Source organism: Corynebacterium sp. AOP40-4SA-5, assembly GCF_052377355.1.
In the GTDB taxonomy this organism is placed as follows: domain Bacteria; phylum Actinomycetota; class Actinomycetes; order Mycobacteriales; family Mycobacteriaceae; genus Corynebacterium.
Window position 1 is genome coordinate 58,998 of record NZ_JBQSWS010000007.1, and the last position, 18,519, is coordinate 77,516.

The 18,519-nt window shown below is 70.1% G+C and carries 21 protein-coding genes and 1 tRNA gene; 7 read left to right on the top strand and 15 right to left on the bottom strand.

The genetic code is table 11. The features are described 5' to 3' along the window. From ACT3S3_RS06000 to ACT3S3_RS06010, 3 genes are all read right to left on the bottom strand, one after another. Complete coding sequence (locus ACT3S3_RS06000; protein WP_301443309.1) at nt 1-417, bottom strand: phage holin family protein; 417 nt, start codon at nt 415-417, stop codon at nt 1-3. Between the two features lie 50 nt (nt 418-467). Further along, nucleotides 468-1,490 carry an AbrB family transcriptional regulator gene (locus ACT3S3_RS06005; RefSeq protein ID WP_301443308.1) on the bottom strand — a complete coding sequence of 341 codons (1,023 nt, stop codon included), beginning with the start codon at nt 1,488-1,490 and terminating at the stop codon, nt 468-470. A gap of 143 nt (nt 1,491-1,633) precedes the next feature. Beyond that, nucleotides 1,634-1,915 carry a DUF3618 domain-containing protein gene (locus tag ACT3S3_RS06010; protein WP_301443307.1) on the bottom strand — a complete coding sequence of 94 codons (282 nt, stop codon included), beginning with the start codon at nt 1,913-1,915 and terminating at the stop codon, nt 1,634-1,636. A 163-nt stretch (nt 1,916-2,078) separates the two neighbouring features. Between ACT3S3_RS06010 and bcp the strand changes: the two genes are divergently transcribed. Further along, the gene (gene bcp / locus ACT3S3_RS06015) at nt 2,079-2,576 is read left to right on the top strand and encodes a thioredoxin-dependent thiol peroxidase (RefSeq protein ID WP_301443306.1); all 498 of its coding nucleotides are present in this window, start codon (nt 2,079-2,081) and stop codon (nt 2,574-2,576) included. 5 nt (nt 2,577-2,581) lie between these two features. Here the strand turns inward: bcp and ACT3S3_RS06020 are convergent, their stop codons facing one another. Continuing rightward, entirely contained in the window at nt 2,582-4,645 is a 2,064-nt protein-coding gene (locus ACT3S3_RS06020; RefSeq protein ID WP_441579479.1) for a neutral/alkaline non-lysosomal ceramidase N-terminal domain-containing protein, read from the bottom strand. 200 nt (nt 4,646-4,845) lie between these two features. Here ACT3S3_RS06020 and ACT3S3_RS06025 point away from each other — a divergent pair, with 200 nt between their 5' ends. Beyond that, complete coding sequence (locus ACT3S3_RS06025; protein WP_301443304.1) at nt 4,846-5,406, top strand: DUF4352 domain-containing protein; 561 nt, start codon at nt 4,846-4,848, stop codon at nt 5,404-5,406. A gap of 34 nt (nt 5,407-5,440) precedes the next feature. On the opposite strand, the gene ACT3S3_RS06030 is transcribed toward ACT3S3_RS06025, so the two are convergent. Further along, complete coding sequence (locus ACT3S3_RS06030; protein ID WP_301443303.1) at nt 5,441-5,575, bottom strand: hypothetical protein; 135 nt, start codon at nt 5,573-5,575, stop codon at nt 5,441-5,443. A gap of 675 nt (nt 5,576-6,250) precedes the next feature. On the opposite strand from ACT3S3_RS06030, the gene ACT3S3_RS06035 reads away from it, so the two are divergent. After that, nucleotides 6,251-6,499: a hypothetical protein gene (locus ACT3S3_RS06035; RefSeq protein WP_441579480.1), complete on the top strand. Its 249-nt coding sequence runs from the start codon at nt 6,251-6,253 to the stop codon at nt 6,497-6,499. A 45-nt stretch (nt 6,500-6,544) separates the two neighbouring features. Here the strand turns inward: ACT3S3_RS06035 and ACT3S3_RS06040 are convergent. Beyond that, nucleotides 6,545-6,629, bottom strand: a tRNA-Leu gene (locus ACT3S3_RS06040). A gap of 92 nt (nt 6,630-6,721) precedes the next feature. Between ACT3S3_RS06040 and ACT3S3_RS06045 the strand changes: the two genes are divergently transcribed. Together ACT3S3_RS06045 and ACT3S3_RS06050 are read left to right on the top strand one after the other, a co-directional pair. After that, on the top strand, nt 6,722-7,189 hold the full coding sequence (locus ACT3S3_RS06045) for a hypothetical protein (protein WP_441579481.1): 468 nt from the start codon (nt 6,722-6,724) through the stop codon (nt 7,187-7,189). Beyond that, entirely contained in the window at nt 7,186-7,563 is a 378-nt protein-coding gene (locus tag ACT3S3_RS06050; RefSeq protein WP_301442458.1) for a DUF3817 domain-containing protein, read from the top strand. Before ACT3S3_RS06045 ends, ACT3S3_RS06050 begins: the two co-directional genes overlap by 4 nt. A gap of 28 nt (nt 7,564-7,591) precedes the next feature. Here ACT3S3_RS06050 and ACT3S3_RS06055 read toward each other — a convergent pair whose 3' ends face one another. The 9 genes from ACT3S3_RS06055 to clpS all read right to left on the bottom strand — a co-directional run bounded on the left by ACT3S3_RS06055 (nt 7,592) and on the right by clpS (nt 14,954). Next, nucleotides 7,592-8,962, bottom strand: a complete 1,371-nt coding sequence (locus tag ACT3S3_RS06055) for an amidohydrolase (RefSeq protein WP_441579482.1) — start codon at nt 8,960-8,962, stop codon at nt 7,592-7,594. A gap of 80 nt (nt 8,963-9,042) precedes the next feature. Next, the gene (locus ACT3S3_RS06060) at nt 9,043-9,687 is read right to left on the bottom strand and encodes a non-canonical purine NTP pyrophosphatase (RefSeq protein ID WP_301442473.1); all 645 of its coding nucleotides are present in this window, start codon (nt 9,685-9,687) and stop codon (nt 9,043-9,045) included. A 23-nt stretch (nt 9,688-9,710) separates the two neighbouring features. Beyond that, nucleotides 9,711-10,472: a ribonuclease PH gene (gene rph / locus ACT3S3_RS06065; RefSeq protein WP_301442459.1), complete on the bottom strand. Its 762-nt coding sequence runs from the start codon at nt 10,470-10,472 to the stop codon at nt 9,711-9,713. Nucleotides 10,473-10,483: 11 nt separating this feature from the next. Further along, a complete protein-coding gene (locus ACT3S3_RS06070; protein WP_301442460.1) occupies nt 10,484-11,311 on the bottom strand; it encodes an MBL fold metallo-hydrolase in 828 nt (275 codons plus the stop codon). Between the two features lie 75 nt (nt 11,312-11,386). Continuing rightward, nucleotides 11,387-12,238, bottom strand: a complete 852-nt coding sequence (gene murI / locus ACT3S3_RS06075; RefSeq protein ID WP_301442461.1) for a glutamate racemase — start codon at nt 12,236-12,238, stop codon at nt 11,387-11,389. A 48-nt stretch (nt 12,239-12,286) separates the two neighbouring features. Beyond that, nucleotides 12,287-12,946, bottom strand: coding sequence for a rhomboid family intramembrane serine protease (locus ACT3S3_RS06080; protein ID WP_301442462.1), 660 nt, complete (start codon nt 12,944-12,946; stop codon nt 12,287-12,289). Nucleotides 12,947-12,978: 32 nt separating this feature from the next. Continuing rightward, a complete protein-coding gene (locus ACT3S3_RS06085) occupies nt 12,979-14,004 on the bottom strand; it encodes a P1 family peptidase (protein ID WP_301442463.1) in 1,026 nt (341 codons plus the stop codon). A 7-nt stretch (nt 14,005-14,011) separates the two neighbouring features. Further along, nucleotides 14,012-14,614 (bottom strand): DUF2017 domain-containing protein, encoded by a 603-nt coding sequence (locus ACT3S3_RS06090; RefSeq protein ID WP_301442464.1) that lies wholly within the window; start codon nt 14,612-14,614, stop codon nt 14,012-14,014. Between the two features lie 25 nt (nt 14,615-14,639). After that, nucleotides 14,640-14,954: an ATP-dependent Clp protease adapter ClpS gene (gene clpS, locus ACT3S3_RS06095; RefSeq protein ID WP_301442465.1), complete on the bottom strand. Its 315-nt coding sequence runs from the start codon at nt 14,952-14,954 to the stop codon at nt 14,640-14,642. A 32-nt stretch (nt 14,955-14,986) separates the two neighbouring features. Here clpS and ACT3S3_RS06100 point away from each other — a divergent pair, with 32 nt between their 5' ends. Both ACT3S3_RS06100 and ACT3S3_RS06105 read left to right on the top strand, forming a co-directional pair. After that, nucleotides 14,987-16,333 (top strand): nicotinate phosphoribosyltransferase, encoded by a 1,347-nt coding sequence (locus ACT3S3_RS06100; RefSeq protein WP_301442466.1) that lies wholly within the window; start codon nt 14,987-14,989, stop codon nt 16,331-16,333. Continuing rightward, nucleotides 16,330-18,438: an ATP-dependent DNA helicase gene (locus ACT3S3_RS06105; RefSeq protein ID WP_441579740.1), complete on the top strand. Its 2,109-nt coding sequence runs from the start codon at nt 16,330-16,332 to the stop codon at nt 18,436-18,438. Before ACT3S3_RS06100 ends, ACT3S3_RS06105 begins: the two co-directional genes overlap by 4 nt. The last annotated feature ends 81 nt before the right edge of the window (nt 18,439-18,519 follow it).

Consider the following 18,519-nt stretch of genomic DNA (forward strand, 5'->3'; position numbering starts at 1 on the left):
TCAGCGCCGGGCGGACAGCATCCCGGTGATGGGCCCGAGCACCCAGCTGACCAGCGCCATGATGATCGCGCCCCAGAACGCCGCGCTGAAGGAGTCGATGTTGAGCCCCAGGCCGACCGCCTGGGCCAGGATCTCGGCGAGGAGGAAGACGCCGGCGTTGATCACCAGGGCGAACAGCCCCAGGGTGAGGATCGTCAGCGGCAGGCCCAGCAGCCGCAGCACCGGACGCACCGTCATGTTGAGCAGCAGGATCACCGCCGCGCAGCCGAGGAAGACCCACAGCCGGTCGTTCGACCCGTCGCCGACCAGCGGCTGCGACGGGGCGGTCACGGTGACCCCGGTGACGAAGTAGGTCACGACCCACAGTCCCAGGGCGGTGCCGACGGCACGGACGAGGAAGTTCCAGATGAAGCCCATGGCCTGAAACTACCATCGCGGCGCGCCAGTTCAGGTCAGACCCGGTCAGGTCAGCTCCGGTGCCGCCGGCCCCACCAGCCGATGACCGTGGGCAGGTACGCACCGATCACGAGCATCGCCAGCGTGCGCATCACCTGCACCACCGTGACGATCGGCTCCGACCCCGACTCGTGGGCGAAGGCGAGCACAGCGTAGATCCCCCCGGGCACGGTCGCCAGGTAGGCGTCCAGCATCGGGACGTCGCTGACCTGGGCGATCACCAGGGCGGCGACGATGGCACCGAGGATCATCGACGCCACCGCCGCGAGGATCAACGGCAGGCTGTGGCTGAACTGGCGCAGCGCCGACTTGGTGAGCGTGCCGCCGGCCTGTACCCCGATCACCGCGTAGGCGAACAGCAGGACCAGGCCCTCGGGCCGCAGCCACTGCTCGGAGATCCCCGCCACGCCGGCGACCCAGGTCAGCAGCATCGACACCAGCAGGTAGGGCACGGGCACCTTCACCACCCGGCGGGTGAGCCGCACCAGCAGCCACACGATCGCCCAGATCACCAACGCGCCGACGACCGGACGCAGCTCCGGGGACCACCACGGCGCCGTGTCGGACGCCGCGGCGTCCTGCCCCGCCGTACCGCCCGCGCCGCCCGCCGAGCCGGCGGCGAAGAGCTGCACGAATGCCGGCAGGGTGAGCACCACCAGCGACAACCGCAGGTACTGCGTGAGGACGACGAAACGCACGTCCTCCTTCAGCTCCGCGGCGAGCACCGTCATCCCGCTCGCCCCGCCGGCCAGCGTGGCGAGCAGCGAACTCACCGCACTCGCGGCACCGGAGCGGTGCAGCAGGAACGCCGCCGCCGCGCACACCGCCAGAGTGATCGTCAGCGCCAGGAGCGTCGGAACCACGTAGCCGAGCACGGTGGAACCGTCGAGCTCGACCAGCGGCGCCACGCACACCATGGCGATCACGACCTGCGCCGGCTGCATCAGCCGCGTCGGTGGCGTCGTCTGACGGTCGGAGACGATCGCGTAGACGCCGAAGGACACCAGGAAGGCGAAGATCCAGGACGCCGGCACACCCAGGTGGGTGCACAGCGCCCCGAGGCCGAGCGCACATGCGCAGACCCCGGCGATCTCGACGGCACGCCTGGTGCCGGAGATCCGCCGGGGCCCGTGAGGTTCGCGGGGTTCGCGGGGGTCGCGCGGTGCGGGGATGAGAATCAGGACCGGGCGTCGGCCAGCAGGCGCTGGATTTCCTTGATCTGCTTCTTCTCGTTGCGCTTGCCCACCACGGTCAGGGCCACGACCAGGCCCACCCCGGCCACGACGCCGCCGATGATGAGCTGGACCTTCGGCTGGGCGAGGATGTTCGACGCCTGGGTCTTCGCCTCGTCCGCCAGGTTCTTCGGAGCCGCGCGGACGCTGAGCTCGTCCAGTGTCCTCGCGAGCTGGTCACGGGTGCGTTCGATGTCGCTCTGGATAGAGTCGATGGTGCGGGCCACTGAAGTCTCCTGCATTGCTGGTCGTGAATGACGGTTTTTAGAGATTGTTCCTGAATTGTACGTTCTCCGGTGCGTGCGGTGCAGAAGAACCCTCCGATGTCGCCGTAGCGACCCGTGCAGCGGCCCTGCCGTAGCCGCGCCGTCCGCCGTACACTCGGATGCCATGAGTACTCCCGAGAACCCCTCCGAAGCCCCCGCCCGCACCGTCCTGGAGGTCGGCGACGCCGCCCCGGACTTCACCCTCACCGACGACCGCGGCAACCAGGTCAGCCTCTCCGACTACCGCGGACGCCAGGTCATCGTCTACTTCTACCCGCGGGCGAACACCCCGGGCTGCACCACCGAGGCCTGCGACTTCCGCGACTCGCTCACCGAACTCAACGACGCCGGCATCGACGTCCTGGGCATCTCCCCGGACACCGTGGAGAAGCTCACGAAGTTCCGCGAGGACCACGAGCTGACCTTCCCGCTCCTCGCCGACCCGGAGAAAACCGCGCTGACGGCCTACGGCGCCTTCGGTGAGAAGAAGAACTACGGCAAGATCGTCCAGGGCGTGATCCGCTCGACGTTCCTCGTCAACACCGACGGCACGATCGGCATGGCCAAGTACAACGTGAAGGCCACCGGGCACGTCGCCCGCATCGCACGCGACGTGCTCTGACGTAACTACACGACGCGCACCGTCGCCGAGCCCTCGAAGGGCCGAACGGTGCCGCGGGCGTCGCGCCAGTCCCCGCGCAGGACGACCCGGTGCTCGCCGCGTTCGGCGCCGGTGGTGTCCCACTCCACGGTGGTGGTGGTCTCGGTGACACTCCTGTCGAAGGTCAGCAACGTCGACCAGGAGGAGTCGTGCGCGACGACCATCCCTTCCGGTCCGCCGCGCACGACCTGCAGGTAGCCGTCCTCCAGGCGCAGGTCGTTGTTCGGGTTCGCCCCCACGAAACGCACCGTGGCGGTCTGCCCGAGGGACACGTCCCCACCGCCGGACAGGACGTCACCGAAGGCGCGGCCCGGCGCGGCGGTGTCCGGCAGCGCCACGGCCGCCGGGCTGTCCGGTATCACCCCGGTCAGGTCCCCGGCCGGGACACCGGACGCCACGTCCTCCCCCGCCGCGAGCGCCGTCGCCAGCGCGTCCACGACCTGTTGCACCGCCGGCAGCTGCAGGCGTCCGAACGCGGTCGCGCCGCCCTCGTAGTCCTGCTGCAGGTACTCCTCGGGTGTGGTGACGTAGTGGCCGTAACCGCACGAGTAGCCCTGAACGACCACGTTGTCCTGCGGCACCCCCATCGCCTCGGCGACGGTGCGTCGGATGCGCAGCCCGGCGGTCACCGTCGGTTCGAAACCGAGGTAGACCAGCACCAGCCCGCCGAGACGCCACACGCCGAAGATGTGGCGTTGCTGGATCATGCCGTCGATGTAGCCCATCGGCAGCAGCATGTCCTTCGGGGCGTGCACGGCACGTACGTCCTCGGGGACCGGGGCGAGCTCGTTGAGCTGGCGCACCCACGGCGCCCCGCCGCGTTCGGCCTCGTCGAGCCCGATGTCGACGTCGAGGCCGCCGCCGTCCTCCTGGCTGGACGCCGCGAACGCCGCGCCGAGCACCGCCGGGCCGGTGCGTCCCGGGTGTCCGTCGGGCGTCCACCGCCCGTCGACGTCGACGGCGTCCATGTCCACCCACCGGGTGCGTCCCTCGAGCCCACCGGGGATGCCGGCGAAGCGGCCCGTGGTGTCCAGCGCGGCGTCTGCCTGCCGGGTGCCGAGGATCTCCACCGAACGTTTCTGCCCCTGCACCCCGGCGCCACCGGGCCCGGACTCCGGCACCAGGCCGTGGTTCGGGGTCACGTCCCCGGGCGCGCCCTGCGCGAACGCCGCGACGAACGGCGCTGCCGCCAACCCGGACTCGTCGCGGTGGTCCACGCCCGCGGCGTCCTCCACGCTGTAGGCGGCGAAGCCCTTGTTGTCGCCGGAGATGTGGCGGATCTCCGGGCTGAAACTCGTGGCGTGCACCGAGTACCAGTTGATCAGCCCCACCGGGATGCCGGCGCGCGCGACGTGCAGGGTCACCGAGGTGCGGTCCACCCCGTCCGGGTTGGCCTCCTTGTCCTGCTGCGGGTTGCGGTCGAAGGCCTGCTTCGAGCGGTTCTCCCCCACACCGTCGAGCTGGCCGCGCACGAGGGTGAGTTCGGCCGGGGCGACGTCGCCGTGTGCCCGGCGCACCGAGCGCACGATGCCCGCCACCTGTGCCTCGAAGGTCACCGGACGAAAACCCAGGGAGACCAGGTCGACCATGGCGTGGCCGGACCGTCCGCCGGGGGCGACGTGGGTGTGCGTGGCGGTAACCACCACGTTGTCGCTGGTGTAGGTGTCGCCGTAGTCCGCGCGCAGTCGGCGCAGGACCTCCAGGAACACCGACTGGAACATCAGCGGGGTGTCCACGGTGACGTGGCAGAACCGGTTGGTGCCGTCGTCGAAGATGAAGGCGCGGGAGTACAGGCGTTGGCGGATGCCGACGCTCGTCTGCTCCTGCACGGCGTAGCCGTCCATGCCCGCACCCAGCGGCTCGCCGGTGGTGTCGGCGATGCCGCGGCCCACGGCGAGTCGGTCGGCGTCCGGTGCTCCCTGCGCACGATCCTGGGCGGTACCGGCGGTCGCGGTGTGCGACGACCAGAGCACCGTGCCCCCGAGCGCGGCGAGGCCGGCGAAGAACGTGCGGCGTGAGAATTCGATCATTCGGGCTCCCCTCGGGTCCGCACTGACGCTACCTGGGTGGGGGTGCCCTTGTTTCCGGAACGCAAGGAAAACGACCGTGGTTTTCGCGGGGTGAACATCGTTTCCGGCGATTGCGCTGGTCAGCGCGATCCCGATGCAGGTTCGGTAGGAGCTGCTATAGATTCGGTCGCAACCACCGGCACGATCACCAGGAGAGATCCATGACCAGACGCCGCAGCATCGCCGCCCTCGTCCTCACCGCACCCCTCGTCCTGGCCGCCTGCGGCGGTGGGGACGACGACAACAGCGACGACGACGGGGACGGTGCCACAAGCTCGTCCACCGCCAGCGCCGGGGACAGCGGGGACGGAGAGGACAACGGGGACAGCGGGGACGGAGACGGGATCGACTCCGACCTGCCGCGCATCGGTGAGACGATCAGCATCGACAAGGCCGACATCACCGTGGACAACCTGCGGGAGTATGAACGCGATCCGTCGAACCAGATCTGCGCGGACGTGAACTTCACGGTCACCAGCGAGACCGAGCCGCTCAACGTGCGCGGACTGGCGGCGTGGAAGCTCTACGACCCGGAGCAGCATCCGCGCACCCAGACGGTCTCCGACGAGACCGTCCACGTGCTCGACGAGGTCGCCCCCGGTCAGAGCGAGGACGGGACGATCTGCTTCGACGGCCCCGTCGACCCCGGTGAGTACCGGCTGAGCTTCCAGGAGAACTTCGAGGCCGGGACCGACCGTGCCGAATGGATCGGCGCGCTCTGACCGCAACCATCCGGGGCGCGGGGAGCTCCCGCGGCTAGGGGTGTTCCACGCCCTGCGGCAGCTGGAACAGCGCGTCATACTCGACGGCAACTGTCGGGTGGTGGGGCTCGGTCGGTTCATAGGCCGGTCCGGTGAGGTTGTGGATCAGCGTGCGGAAAGTGCGGGGCATGGTCACTCCTTTCGGAAAATGTGTCGACGACAGGTGTCTGAGACAGTGTTGAGATACAGGGTTCTTAGCAGTTACTTACAGGGAAATGGACGCGACTGTCCGGTCGGAAGCCGCCGCAAGCGCTCTACGGCTGGACTCCCGGGACGTGACATGAAGGACGTTCCCCTGTGATTGCCCGCTCCACCGTCCCCCGGTGGTTTGCTGCCGCGCGGTTCCCCGCATGGCACCACCCTGACGGTCGAGCCGGACGCTGCAGTATATCACCTGAGAACGCCCCCTGGCCAGCCCCTTTGCCAGCACTTTTGCGGGCCCCGCGATCGGACGCGGCGGCGCGCCCACACGCACACACGCATGTGACGCACAGGCGGCCGTCATTCCGGCCCCCTGTGCGTCACTCGAAAGGGGAATGATCGCTGATCATCGTTGATGGAGGTCATCACGTCTCCACATGAAGAACATTACATGAGGAAACCAAAGGATTGCCGCACAACACCCCCGGGGGTATGCGCCAATATCGAAAACCAGCCGGACGTCCGATTCATTTTGAAGTGAAACGGAGATGGCGCGCCGGTCGATTGGCACGGTGACCACGGCGACTACGGCCACAGAGCTGAAGCAAGAACCCCGGCCTCCGCGCTCCCCTTCGCAACCCCCGGCAGAGAGAAGTACCACACCATGAACTGTCCCCAGTGCACCTCCGAGAATGTTTCCGTCCAGATGGTCCAGACCGGCGGCAGGAACGCCCACAAGGGCACCGGATTCCTCGGCAACACGAACAATGCGGCCAGGGCCACCACCGCGCTCGTAACACTCGGCACTTCCAACCTGTTGTGGAAGAAGTCCAAGGGCACTACGCGACAAAAGTTCAGCAACCAGAAGATGGCCATCTGCCAGTCCTGCGGAAACAGCTGGAAGGCGAAGTAGGTCGCCCCCCCCCCTGCTCAGAGCATTCCCAACCCCACCCTGCCGTGCGCCCGGGGGGACTTGAACCCCCACATCCATCAAGGACACCAGGACCTAAACCTGGCGCGTCTGCCAATTCCGCCACGGGCGCGGTGAGGGCCACGACGTGGTGGTCCTCACAGCCGGAAAGGACCGGCTGCTCTGGGTTATGGTAGCAGCACCGCCAGGGGTACCCTTGAACCCGTGCCAGACGACACCACCGGATCAGCGAACACCTCGACGTCCCCCGGACCTCGGCAGCCGCAGTCGCTGCGGGTCCGTGTCGTCCAGCTGGTCTTCCTGGCCCTTGCGGTGGTCGCCACGCTCTGCCTCGCCTGGTGGCAGTGGGGGCGTTGGTCCAGCGGCGACGGCTCCTACCAGAACCTGGGCTACGCCCTGCAGTGGCCGATCTTCGGCCTGTTCTTCATCTTCGCCTACCGCAAGTACATGGAGTACGAGCGCGACCGCGCGGAGGGCAACGCCAGTCCGGCGATCCCGGAGGAGACCCCGGAGTCCGCGCCGCGTGAGATCCCCAGCGACCTCCTCCCCTCCCGCGCGACGACCGCGCAGGACGCACCGCTCGTCGACGACCGTCGACGCCGGGCCCGGCAGGCCCGCGGGAGCACCGAAACGACCGACGACACAGCAGGAACGGACCACGAACCTCGATGACCACCTCCACCCCCGCACCCCAGGTCACCCCGGAGCGTAAACGCCGGGTCAAGGGCGCACTGACGCGCTACTCCGTGCTCGCCTACATCACCGGTGTACTGCTCCTCGTGCTCTGTGTGGAAATGCTCCTCAAGTACGTGATCTTCCCCCCGATGGACATCGAGGCGCCGGGCTGGTTCTTCATCGTGGCAGCCGTGCACGGATGGGTCTTCCTCGCCTACTGCGCGACATGCCTGGACCTGGGCATCAAGGCACGGTGGGCGCCGAGCAAGTGGGTCACCACGATCCTCGCCGGCGTGATCCCGGTGCTCTCCTTCGTGCTGGAGAAGCGTCGCCGCAATGAGGTCGTGGAGGCCTTCGGCCTCGACAGCTGACAGTCCCCCGGCCACACACCGTCCCCACTCAGTCGGCCTGCGAGGTCTCCACCTTCGCCCGACGCACCGCGGCGGCGTCGATGTCGCCGGTCCCCGTGCCCGCGTCCGGCGACCAGCCCGCCGGGGCGTCCGGCCACCGGTGGGTCAGGCAGCCCAGCACCGCCAGCGCGGCGGCCTGCGTGGTCACCGGCAGCGTGGTGATGTCCGGCAGGAACCCCGGGTTGTGGTTCGAGGGGATGTCGATGTCCAGCCGGTCGGCAGCCTCGGCACGGCGCCACTGCTTCAACGGCGTGATCCCCACCGTCCAGAACAGGTACGGGGCGTTGAACGCCCGCGGGATCACCGAGAAGTCCTCCGAGGCCGTCCACGGCTCCATCTCGTGGGACTGCTCACCGAAGAAACTGTCGAAGTGCGGACGCACCACCGCGTAGGCGGTGCTGTCGTTGTCCGTGGCGGCGAGCAGGCCGAGGAACTTGAACTCCGGCTCACGCTCACAGCCGGCCGCGGCGGCCTCGGCACGCACGATCCTCTTGATCGCGTCCACCGCCCGGGTCCGCACCGACTCCTCGTAGAACCGGCAGCTCAACGCGATACGCGCGGAGTCCGGGATCACGTTGTTCGCCTTGCCCGCCTCCACCGAGGCCACGGTGACCACCGCGAACTTGCCCGGAGGCAATTCGCGGGAGACCACGGTCTGCAGCTTCATCACCACCGAGGCGGCCAGCACCACCGGATCCACCGCCCGGTGCGGCATCGAGGCGTGTGCGCCGCGTCCGAACAGGGTGATCTCGATCGTCGTGGAACTGGTCAGCACCGGCCCCGGCGCGGAGTACACCTGGCCGGACGGGCCGGGCACCACGTGCTGGCCCAGGCACACGTCGGGGCGCGGGATGATCGAACGAAGCCCGTCGTTCACCATGCCGTGCGCGCCGATCGACGCCTCCTCGGCGGGCTGGAACAGGAAGACCACCGTGCCGGACCACTTGTCGCGCGAGGCGTCGATGATCGACATGGCCCCCAGGGCGCTGGAGGTGTGTGCGTCGTGCCCGCAGGCGTGCATCGTGGGCACGCGCTGGCCCTGTGCGTCCAACTGGGAGTGGGTGGAGGCGTAGTCCACGCCGGTGGTCTCGGCGACGGGCAGGCCGTCGAAGTCGGCGCGGAAGAGCACCGTGGGCCCCTCCCCGTTGCGCAGCACGGCGGTGATGCCGTACCCGCCGATGCCGGTGGTGACCTCCCAGTCGGCGAAGCGGCCGAGTTCCTCGCTGATACGCGCTGCGGTCCACTCCTCGGCGCCGGAGAGCTCCGGACGCCGGTGGAACTCCTTGTACAGGCTGGTGAGCCAATCCCGGTCAAGCGTTGTCCCTGCCACGATGTCAGCGGGTTCGACGGTCACGGGCACGGTCTCACTGGTCCTTCCGGGACGGTCACCGACTCTGCGGTGCCGGTGGGAGTTGTTTTTCCTCCCACCACCCTACCGTCTCAGCCGCGCAACGCCGTGAGGAACGGCACGAGCTCTGCCAGGGCGCGGCCACGGTGGGACAGTTCGTCCTTACGCCGCGGGTCGAGCTGTGCGGAGGACAGCTGCGGCTCCTCGTCCGGGGAGAACAGCGGGTCGTAGCCGAAGCCGTTGTCACCGCGGGGCTCGCGCAGCAGGCTGCCGCGCCAGACGCCGCGCACGGTGAGCTCCTGCTCGCCGCCGAGGCGTCCTGCCATGTCCTCCGGGACCGCCAGGGCGCAGGCGGAGACGAAACCGGCGCCGCGGCGCTCGTCCGGCACGTCGGCGGTCTGCGCGAGCAGCAGCCGGTTGTTGGCGGCGTCCACGTCCCCGTCGCCGGTGTCATGGTCACCCGACCAACGCGCCGAGAGCACCCCGGGCATGCCGTTGAGCGCGTCGACGCACAGGCCCGAGTCGTCGGCGACGGTCGGCAGGCCGGCGTAACGCACCCCGTCACGCGCCTTGATCAGGGCATTGTCCTCGAAGGTCGCACCGGTCTCCGGGGTCTCGGGGTACTCGGCGACGTCGCGCAGGCTCAGCAGCTCCACGCCGTCGACACCGGCGGCCTCGAGCACGCGGTGCAGCTCGGCGAGCTTCTTGGCGTTGCGCGAGGCGACGAGAACCTTCAGGGGCTGCACGTGCTCTCCCCCACTCACAGGGTGACCGCCTGACCCAGCTCGGCGTCCAGCGCCTTGCGCTGCAGGGCGGTCAGGTCGCGCAGCCCGCCCTCGGCGAGGTCGAGCAGCACGTTGAGCTCGTCACGGCTGAACTCGGAGTTCTCGCCGGTGCCCTGGATCTCCACGAAGTGGCCCTCCTCGTTCATGACCACGTTCATGTCCACGTCCGCCCGGCTGTCCTCCTCGTAGGGCAGGTCCAGGCAGCCGACACCGTCGATCACGCCGACCGACACCGCGGCGACCGGGTCGAGCAGCGGCTCACCGGGGACCACGCCGCGCTTCTGCAGCACCGCCAGGGCGTCCGCCAGCGCCACGTAGGCACCGGTGATCGAGGCGGTACGGGTACCGCCGTCGGCCTGCAGGACGTCGCAGTCGATGTTCACGGTGTTCTCCCCCAGGGCGCGCAGGTCGACCGCGGCGCGCAGCGAGCGGCCCACCAGCCGGGAGATCTCCTGCGTCCGGCCCTTGACCTTGCCCTTCACCGACTCGCGCTGCATGCGCTCGGCGGTGGCGGAGGGCAGCATCGCGTACTCGGCGGTCAGCCAGCCCTCGCCGGAGTCGCGCTTGAAACGGGGCACGCCCTCGGAGACGCTGGCGGTGCACATCACGCGGGTGTCGCCGAACTCGACGAGCACGCTGCCGGCGGGGTTGGTGGTGAAACCGCGGGTGATGCGCACGGTCCTGAGCTGGTCGACGGCGCGACCGTCGGCACGGGTGAAGTTCTCGGGGTTACTCATGCCACGAGAGTCTAGTCACCCACGTGCAGCTCCATGTCGGGCCGGGCCAGCTCCACCGGGCCGTCGTAGAAACGCCGCGCCCCACGCAGCGCACCTTCCGCGTCGCCCCACGGCGGCACGTGGGTGATGACCAGGCGTCCCACCCCTGCCTCCGCGGCGGCCTGGCCGGCCTCCTCACCGGAGAGGTGCATCTGCGGCGGGTTGTCGCCGTTGTCGCGCTCGCCCCACGTCGCCTCGCACAGCAGGACGTCCGCCCCCGCGGCCAGCGCGGCGAGGTGCCCGGTGGCGGCGGTGTCGCCGCTGTAGACCAGCGAGGAGCCGTCCCGGTCCTCCACCCGGATCATGTACGACTCGGTCGGGTGCACCGCCGGGGCGGCGTACAACGTCGCCGAGCCGATGCGGTGACCCGGGTAGACGGTGCCGCGGGAGGTGTCGTCGAAGACCACCGGGGCGTCCTGCGCCGCCGGCGCGCGCCAGGAGTGCACGTCGAGGATGTCGGAGAAGTCGTCGACCTGCGACGGGTGGTCCGCCGAGGCGCGCCCCAGGTGCAGTGCCGCGATCGACGGGCCGAGCAGGACGTGGCGGTCGGACGCCGCACGCGTGGGGTGGAAGCGCTGCCACACCACCAGCGACGGGAAGTCCGAGCAGTGGTCCGGGTGCAGGTGGGAGAAGACGACGTCCACGTCACCGGGGTTACCCAGCTCCTGCAGGCGCGCCAGCACGCCCGGTCCGACGTCCATGAGGATCTGACGCCCGTCCGCCGTCCGCAGCAGGTAGCCGGAGGCGGGGTTGCCGGGGGCGGAGAGACTCCCGGAGCATCCCAGAATGGTCATGTCCATGCCCGTCATTGTTACATGATACCCCCGTGGATCCATGAGCCAGGCCTCCGACAGCCGCCGACGGGTGCCGGACGGCTACCGCAGCATCTCCGGGATCCGGCTGACCCCGGCCACCGACGGGCCGAGGAAACGCGAGGCCAGGGACGCGAAACGGGCCGGGTCACCGGTGGACTCGAAGGTCAGCTCCGGGGCGGCGGCACCTGCACCGTCAGCGGCGTGGGGGTCGGCGAGCAGGTCGTTGTCGCTCAGGGTGCGGTAGACCATCTTCGCGGTCTCCTCCGCCGAGGACACCAGCGTCACGTCGTCACCCATGACCAGCTGGATCACGCCGGTGAGCAGCGGGTAGTGGGTGCAGCCGAGCACCACGGTGTCCACCCCCGCCTCCTTCAACGGCTCCAGGTAGGTCTCCGCCAGGCCCAGCAGCTGGCGTCCGGAGGTGATGCCGCGCTCGATGAAGGGCACGAACTGGGGGCACGCCTGGGCGACGACCTCCACGCCCGGGCTCGCGGCGAAGAGGTCCTGGTAGGCCCCCGAGGTGACCGTCGCCCGGGTCCCGATGACCCCGACGCGGTTGTTGCGCGTCACCGACACCGCGCGGCGCACCGCCGGCAGGATCACCTCGACCACCGGCACCGGGTAGCGCTCGCGTGCGTCGCGCAGGAAGGCGGCGGAGGCGGAGTTGCAGGCCACCACGATCATCTTGCAGCCGCGCTCCACGAGCTGGTCGGCGATGCTGGTGGCCAGTGAGCGCACCGTGGCCAACGGCTTGTCGCCGTAGGGGGAGTTCGCGGTGTCGCCGATGTAGATCACCGACTCGCCGGGCAGCTGGTCGATGATGGAGCGGGCCACGGTGAGCCCGCCGACCCCGGAGTCGAAGATGCCGATGGGTGCTGACGCGGTCGGTGCTGCGGGGGTGAGGTCGTCCATGCCCTCCGAGTCTAGGCCCGCGCTCCCCTACGCGGTGCCCTAAGTGCACTAGGAGCCCTTGGCCGCCTTGAGCGCCTTGTCCTGCTCGCGCTGCTTGATCGCCGGACGCCCCGCACCCCAGGCCGCCACGGCACCGCCGACGCCGCCGAACAGGTGCCCCTGCCAGCTGACCCCGGGCTGGTTGGGCAGGATGCCCCAGAACAGTCCGGCGTAGAGGATGATGACCAGCACACCGAGCAGGATCTCGGGGACGGCCCGGGTGAAGATGCCGCGCACGGCGAGGAACACCGCCCACCCGTAGATCAGGATCGACGCCCCGACGTGCACCGTGTTCTCCCCGCCGAGGAAGAACACGCCCACCCCGGCCACCAGCGTGGTCACCACGGTCGACGCCCACACCGCCTTCTGCCCGGACAGTGCGACGAGGAACAGCAGCACCGCCACCGCCGGGGTGTTGGCCAGCAGGTGGGAGAAGCTGGTGTGGATGAACGGGGCGGGCAGGATCCCCCAGATCCGCGAGAAGTCGAGCGGGTGGATACCCCATGACACCAGCCGGTTGCCGGACGCCCAGTTCACCACCTGCACCGCCCACAGCACCGCCAGGAACACCAGGGTGGTGACCAGTGCCTGGCCGACCCGCCCGCGGTCGCGGAAGCGCGTCCGGCCCGTATCGTTCGTACTGCTCTGGGTTACGTCTGATCCGCTCATGGTTCTCCTCAGGGTGTGTGGGGTCTGCCGGGTCAGTTCATCACGTCGCGCCAGGACGGCACGTCGAATGCGGTCTCGGCGGCCAGGACTGCCTCCACGACCGCCCGTTCGGTCACCGTCGCCGCCGCGGCGCACAGCGCCGCCAGGTCGGTGGTCGCCACACCGCCACGTGCGCCGGACGGTGCGAGGGCGAAGAAGGTGTCGCCGTCCATCGGCAGGTGCGAGGGCCGGACGGCGCGGGCCAGGCCGTCGTGCGCGGCCATGGCCAGACGCTCGGCCTGCGCCTTGGTCACCGTCGCGTCGGTGGCGACGACACCGATGGTCGTGTTCATCGGCGAGGGGTCCGGACCGGTCATCTTGGTGCCGTCGACGCCGCGCTCCAGGATGGTGCGCAACCCCGCCGCGGTCGGTTCAGGGACAGGTTCGGGTGTCCGGTTCCCCCACAACGCCCCGGTGGACGGGTCGACGACCGAGCCGACGGCGTTGACGACCAGCCCGACGGCCACCACCGCACGCCCGCCGCCCGGCAGGTCCACCCCGCAGGACGCCTCGCCGAAGCCGCCCTTCAGCGCGCCGGCGGTCGCCGCGCGCCCCGCGCCGACGTTCCCCGCGTCCTGCGTCCTGTCCTGTGAGCCGTCCTGCGAGCAGTCGAGGGCACGCTGCACGGCCCGGCGTCCGGTGTCGGCCGTCGGACGTGACGCGGGGTCGCCGACGGGCAGGTCGAAGATGACCGCCGACGGCACGATCGGCACGATCAGAGACGGGGCGAGGTCGCCGAGCACCTGCAGGCCGATGCCGCGGTCCTCGAGTTCGGCCATGACCCCGCCTGCGGCGTCCAGCCCGAAGGCCGACCCGCCGCACAGCGCGACGGCGTGCACCGCCTCCGCCGAGTTCGACGGGGCCAGCAGGTCGGTCTCCCGGGTACCCGGTCCCCCACCGCGTACGTCGACGGCCCCGACCGCACCTTCGGGGCACACCACCACGCTGACCCCCGAGCTCTGCACCTCGGCGTGGCCGAGGAACAGGCCCGGCACGTCCGTCAGGCCGCCGGTACTCATTCCCCGCTCATTCCTCGGGCACGTCCATCGGCCCCATCAGGGCCGTCAGCAGGCTGTCCTGGTGGTAGCCGAGCCACTCCACGTAGTTCTCCGCCGCGGCGATCTCGTCCGCACCGGCCTGGCCACCGGTCTCGCCGAACTCGTCCAGACGCTTCCTGATCAACTCGATCTGGCCGTTGTGGAAGGCACGGATGTCCGTCAGCGCATTGAGCCACGGCCCGGTCTGCTCGGTGTTCAGGCTCACGTTCACCGACCCGTCCGGGCCGAGCAGTTCGCTGACCAGGCGCAGGTTCGTGAGCTTGCCCTTGATGATGTCGGTCTCGTTGAACTGGCGCGACACCCCCGCCTCGCCGTCGACCTCCTCGTCACCGTCACGGAAGAACGACGGCAGCATCGCCGCGAGCACCGGGTCGTCCGGCGCGTCGGTGTGCCCCGACGGCAGGCCCGTCATCTCCGCCAGCTCGTCCTTCGGCGCCGAACGCGCCCGCCCGATCAGCAGCTCGCCGACGTTGGCGGCGCTGTTGCCGAGCATCTCACGCTCCACCGGCTCCAGCTCGGTGACGAAACGCACGCCGCGCACCAGGCTCTTCTTCTTCGTCCACGGTTTCATCGCATGCCCTCCATCGTGTGCCGCACTAACCTTCCGAGCGCTGCATCGTGGCCCACAGGCCGGCGGTCTGCAGCTTCTTCACGTCGCCCTCGACCTTGTCGCGCTCCCCGGAACTCACGATGGCCTTGCCCTCGTTGTGCACCTGCATCATCAGCTCGGTCGCCCGCTTGCGGGAGTAGCCCAACACGGTCTGGAAGACGTAGGTCACGTAACTCATCAGGTTCACCGGGTCGTCCCAGCAGATGCACTGCCAGGGGAGGTCCGCCTCGGTGAGGGTGTCGGGAAGCTGCTCTTCCACAGGGGTGACCGCCGGTGCGGCGGGAGCGGCGGGTGAAGTCATGGTGTCCAGACTACCGACTAGGATGGACGACCGTGACCGAGCACACCGATAACCCAGCCGATACTGCAGCCGACACAGCAGGCCGGTCGACCGCCCTGCTGACCGACATGTACGAACTGACGATGCTGCAGGCCGCGCTGCGCGACGGCACCGCGCACCGCCGGTGCAGCTTCGAGGTGTTCACCCGGCGGCTGCCGAATGAGCGTCGTTACGGTGTGGTCGCCGGCACCGCGCGTGTGCTGGAGGCCGTGCGCGACTTCCGCTTCACCGAGGAGCAGCTCGCCGGCCTGGACTTCCTCGACGACACCACCCGCGAGTACCTGCGAACCTACCGCTTCACCGGGCAGATCGACGGCTACCGCGAGGGCGAGGTCTACTTCCCGAACTCGCCGATCCTCACCGTGCGCGGCACCTTCGCCGAGACGGTCATCCTGGAGACCGTGATCCTCTCGATCCTCAACTACGACTCCGCCGTCGCCTCCGCCGCCGCGCGCATGGTCACCGCGGCGGAGGGACGTCCGATCATCGAGATGGGTTCGCGGCGCACCCACGAGCAGTCCGCGGTGAGCGCCGCGCGCGCCACCTACCTCGCCGGCTTCCACTCCACCTCCAATCTGGAGGCCGCCGCACGCTACGGGCTGCCCGCCGGCGGCACCAGCGCGCACGCGTGGACGCTGCTGCACGTCGACGAGCACGGTCGGCCGGACGAGAAGGCGGCGTTCCGCTCCCAGATCGAGGCCCAGGGCCCCGGCACCACCCTGCTGGTCGACACCTACGACATCACCCAGGGCGTGCGCAACGCCGTGGAGGTCGCCGGCACCGCCCTGGGTGCGGTGCGCATCGACTCCGGTGACCTGGGCGTGCTCGCCCGGCAGGTCCGCACCCAGCTCGACGGGCTCGGCGCCTACGACACCCGCATCGTGGTCTCCTCCGACCTCAACGAGTTCGCCATCGCCGCACTGCGCAGTGAACCGGTGGACACCTACGGGGCGGGCACCTCGGTGGTCACCGGCTCCGGGGCGCCGACCGCGGGCCTGGTGTACAAGTTGACCTCCGTCGACGGGCACCCGGTGGCCAAGCGCAGCAGCCACAAGGCCAGCCACGGCGGGGCCAAGCGGGCCCTGCGCGCCTGCCGCGACACCGGCACCGCCGTCGAGGAGGTCGTGTACCCGCTGGAGGCGGACACCCCGGATCTCGGGATCCTGCACCCGGTGGAGCTCACCGTGCCGATGGTTCGCGACGGACGTCTCGTCGACGACCTGCCCACCCTCGACGAGTCCCGTGACCACCTCGCCCGCCAGCTCGTCTCCCTGCCGTGGGAGGGGCTGGCCCTGTCGCGCGACGAGCCGGCCCTCAGCGTCCGCTTCGTCGATCTATGAGCGGACCTGTGGGTACCAAGGTGAGCACGAAGGGAACCAAGGCAGAAGAGAGGACGACCGGGTTGCTCGACCACGTCGTCGGGGAGCTCGGCGGGTCGCGTCGTGACGGGCAACGCCGGATGGCCGCTGCGGTGTCCACGGCGATCTCCTCGCAGCGTCACCTCGCCGTGCAGGCGGGCACCGGCACGGGCAAGTCCCTGGCCTACCTGGTGCCGTCGCTGGAGCACGCCGTCGGCTCGGGCGAGCGGGTGGTGGTCTCCACGGCCACGATCGCGCTGCAGCGCCAGCTCGTCGACCGTGACCTGCCGCGGGTGACCGAGGCACTGAAGGACGAGCTGGGCCGGCGTCCGTCCTTCGCGATCCTCAAGGGCCGCAACAACTACCTGTGCCTCAACCGGATCGGCGACGGCACCGCGGGTTCAGGTGCCGACGGCGCAGAAGGTACGGAAGCACTCATCGACGAGGCCGAGGTCACCGCCACCGGTTCCCAGGTCGCCCGTCTGCACGAGTGGGCCCAGGAGACCGAGGACGGCGACCGTGACACCCTGCCCCGCGGCGTGTCCGACCGCGCCTGGCGCCAGGTCAGCGTGACCAGTCGCGAATGCGTCGGCGCGACCCGCTGCCCCTTCGGCGACCAGTGCTTCGCCGAGGCCGCCAAGGAGAAGGCCGCCCAGTCCGACGTGGTCGTCACCAACCACGCCCTGCTGGCCATCGACGCCCTGTCCGAACAGTCCGTGCTGCCCAACCACGACACCGTGGTCATCGACGAGGCCCACGAGCTGGAGGGACGCATCACCTCCGTGGCCACCGAGGAACTCTCCGGTGCGGCGGTGGCGATCCTCGCCCGGCGCTGCGAGAAGGTCGGCCCGGACGACTGCGCCGCCGAACTGCTCACCGCCGGCGACACCTGGACCGCCGAGATCGAGGCGGCGGTCACCGCGCACACCGCCCCGGAAGGACGCTGGACGTCCGTGCCGATCACCCTCGTCGAACCCCTGCACGCGCTGCGCGACGCGCTGTGGAAGACGCGCAGCCGGCTGCAGGGCACCGGCGGGGCGTCCGGCTCCCCGGGCAGCGCCGTGAGCGAGGCCGACCAGGAGAAGTCCGCGGAGATCTTCTCCTGCCTCACCGCCTGCGAGGAGATGCACGACACCGTGGTGCGCATCCTCGAGGCGTCCCCCGCCGAGGGCGGGGACGGTAGCGGCGACGCAGCGTCCGAAACGTCCGAAACGTCCGAAACCTCCGACGACCTGCTCGGCGAGGACGTCGTCTGGCTCTCCGGCGACCGCAACCGGCGCAGCGTGTACGTCGCCCCGCTCAGCGTGTCCGACCTGCTGCGCGGGCGCCTCTTCGCCGACCAGACCGTGATCCTGACCTCGGCGACCCTCGCCCTCGGCGGACGCTTCACCTCGATGCTCGCGACCTGGGGACTGGCCGCCTCCGCGTGCACCACCCTCGACGTGGGCACCCCCTTCGACCCGGCGACGCACGGCATCCTCTACACCGCCCGCCACCTGCCCCCACCCGGACGCGAAGGCGCCTCACCGGAGTCCATCGACGAACTCGCCCAGCTCGTCTCCGCCGCCGGCGGCAGGACGCTGGGACTGTTCTCCTCCCGCCGCGCCGCGGAGAACGCCGCCGCCGAACTGCGCACCCTCGTGCCCCACGAGATCCTCTGCCAGGGCGACGACTCCCTCGGCGCCCTGATCAAACGCTTCCGCGACGAGCCCGAGACCTGCCTCTTCGGCACGCTGAGCCTGTGGCAGGGCGTGGACGTGCCGGGGCCCTCGCTGTCGCTGGTGGTCATCGACCGGATCCCGTTCCCTCGTCCCGACGACCCGCTGTCCCAGGCCCGCAAGGAGGCCGTGGACTCCGCCGGACGCAGCGGGTTCATGGAGATCGCCGCCACGCACTCCGCCCTGCTCATGGCGCAGGGCGCCGGACGTCTGCTGCGCGCCGTCGACGACCGGGGTGTGGTGGCCGTGCTCGACCAACGGCTGGTGACGAAGCGGTACGGCTCCTTCCTGCGCTCCTCGATGCCGCCGTTCTGGCAGACGGTGGACGGCGACACCGCGCGCGGCGCGCTGCGCCGGTTGCGCGCCTGACGGCGGGGCGCTTGTCGGCACGGGTATCAGGGGCGGGTGTGGCCGCGCGGGGGATTGTGGCGGGGGTCACCGACGGTCGCG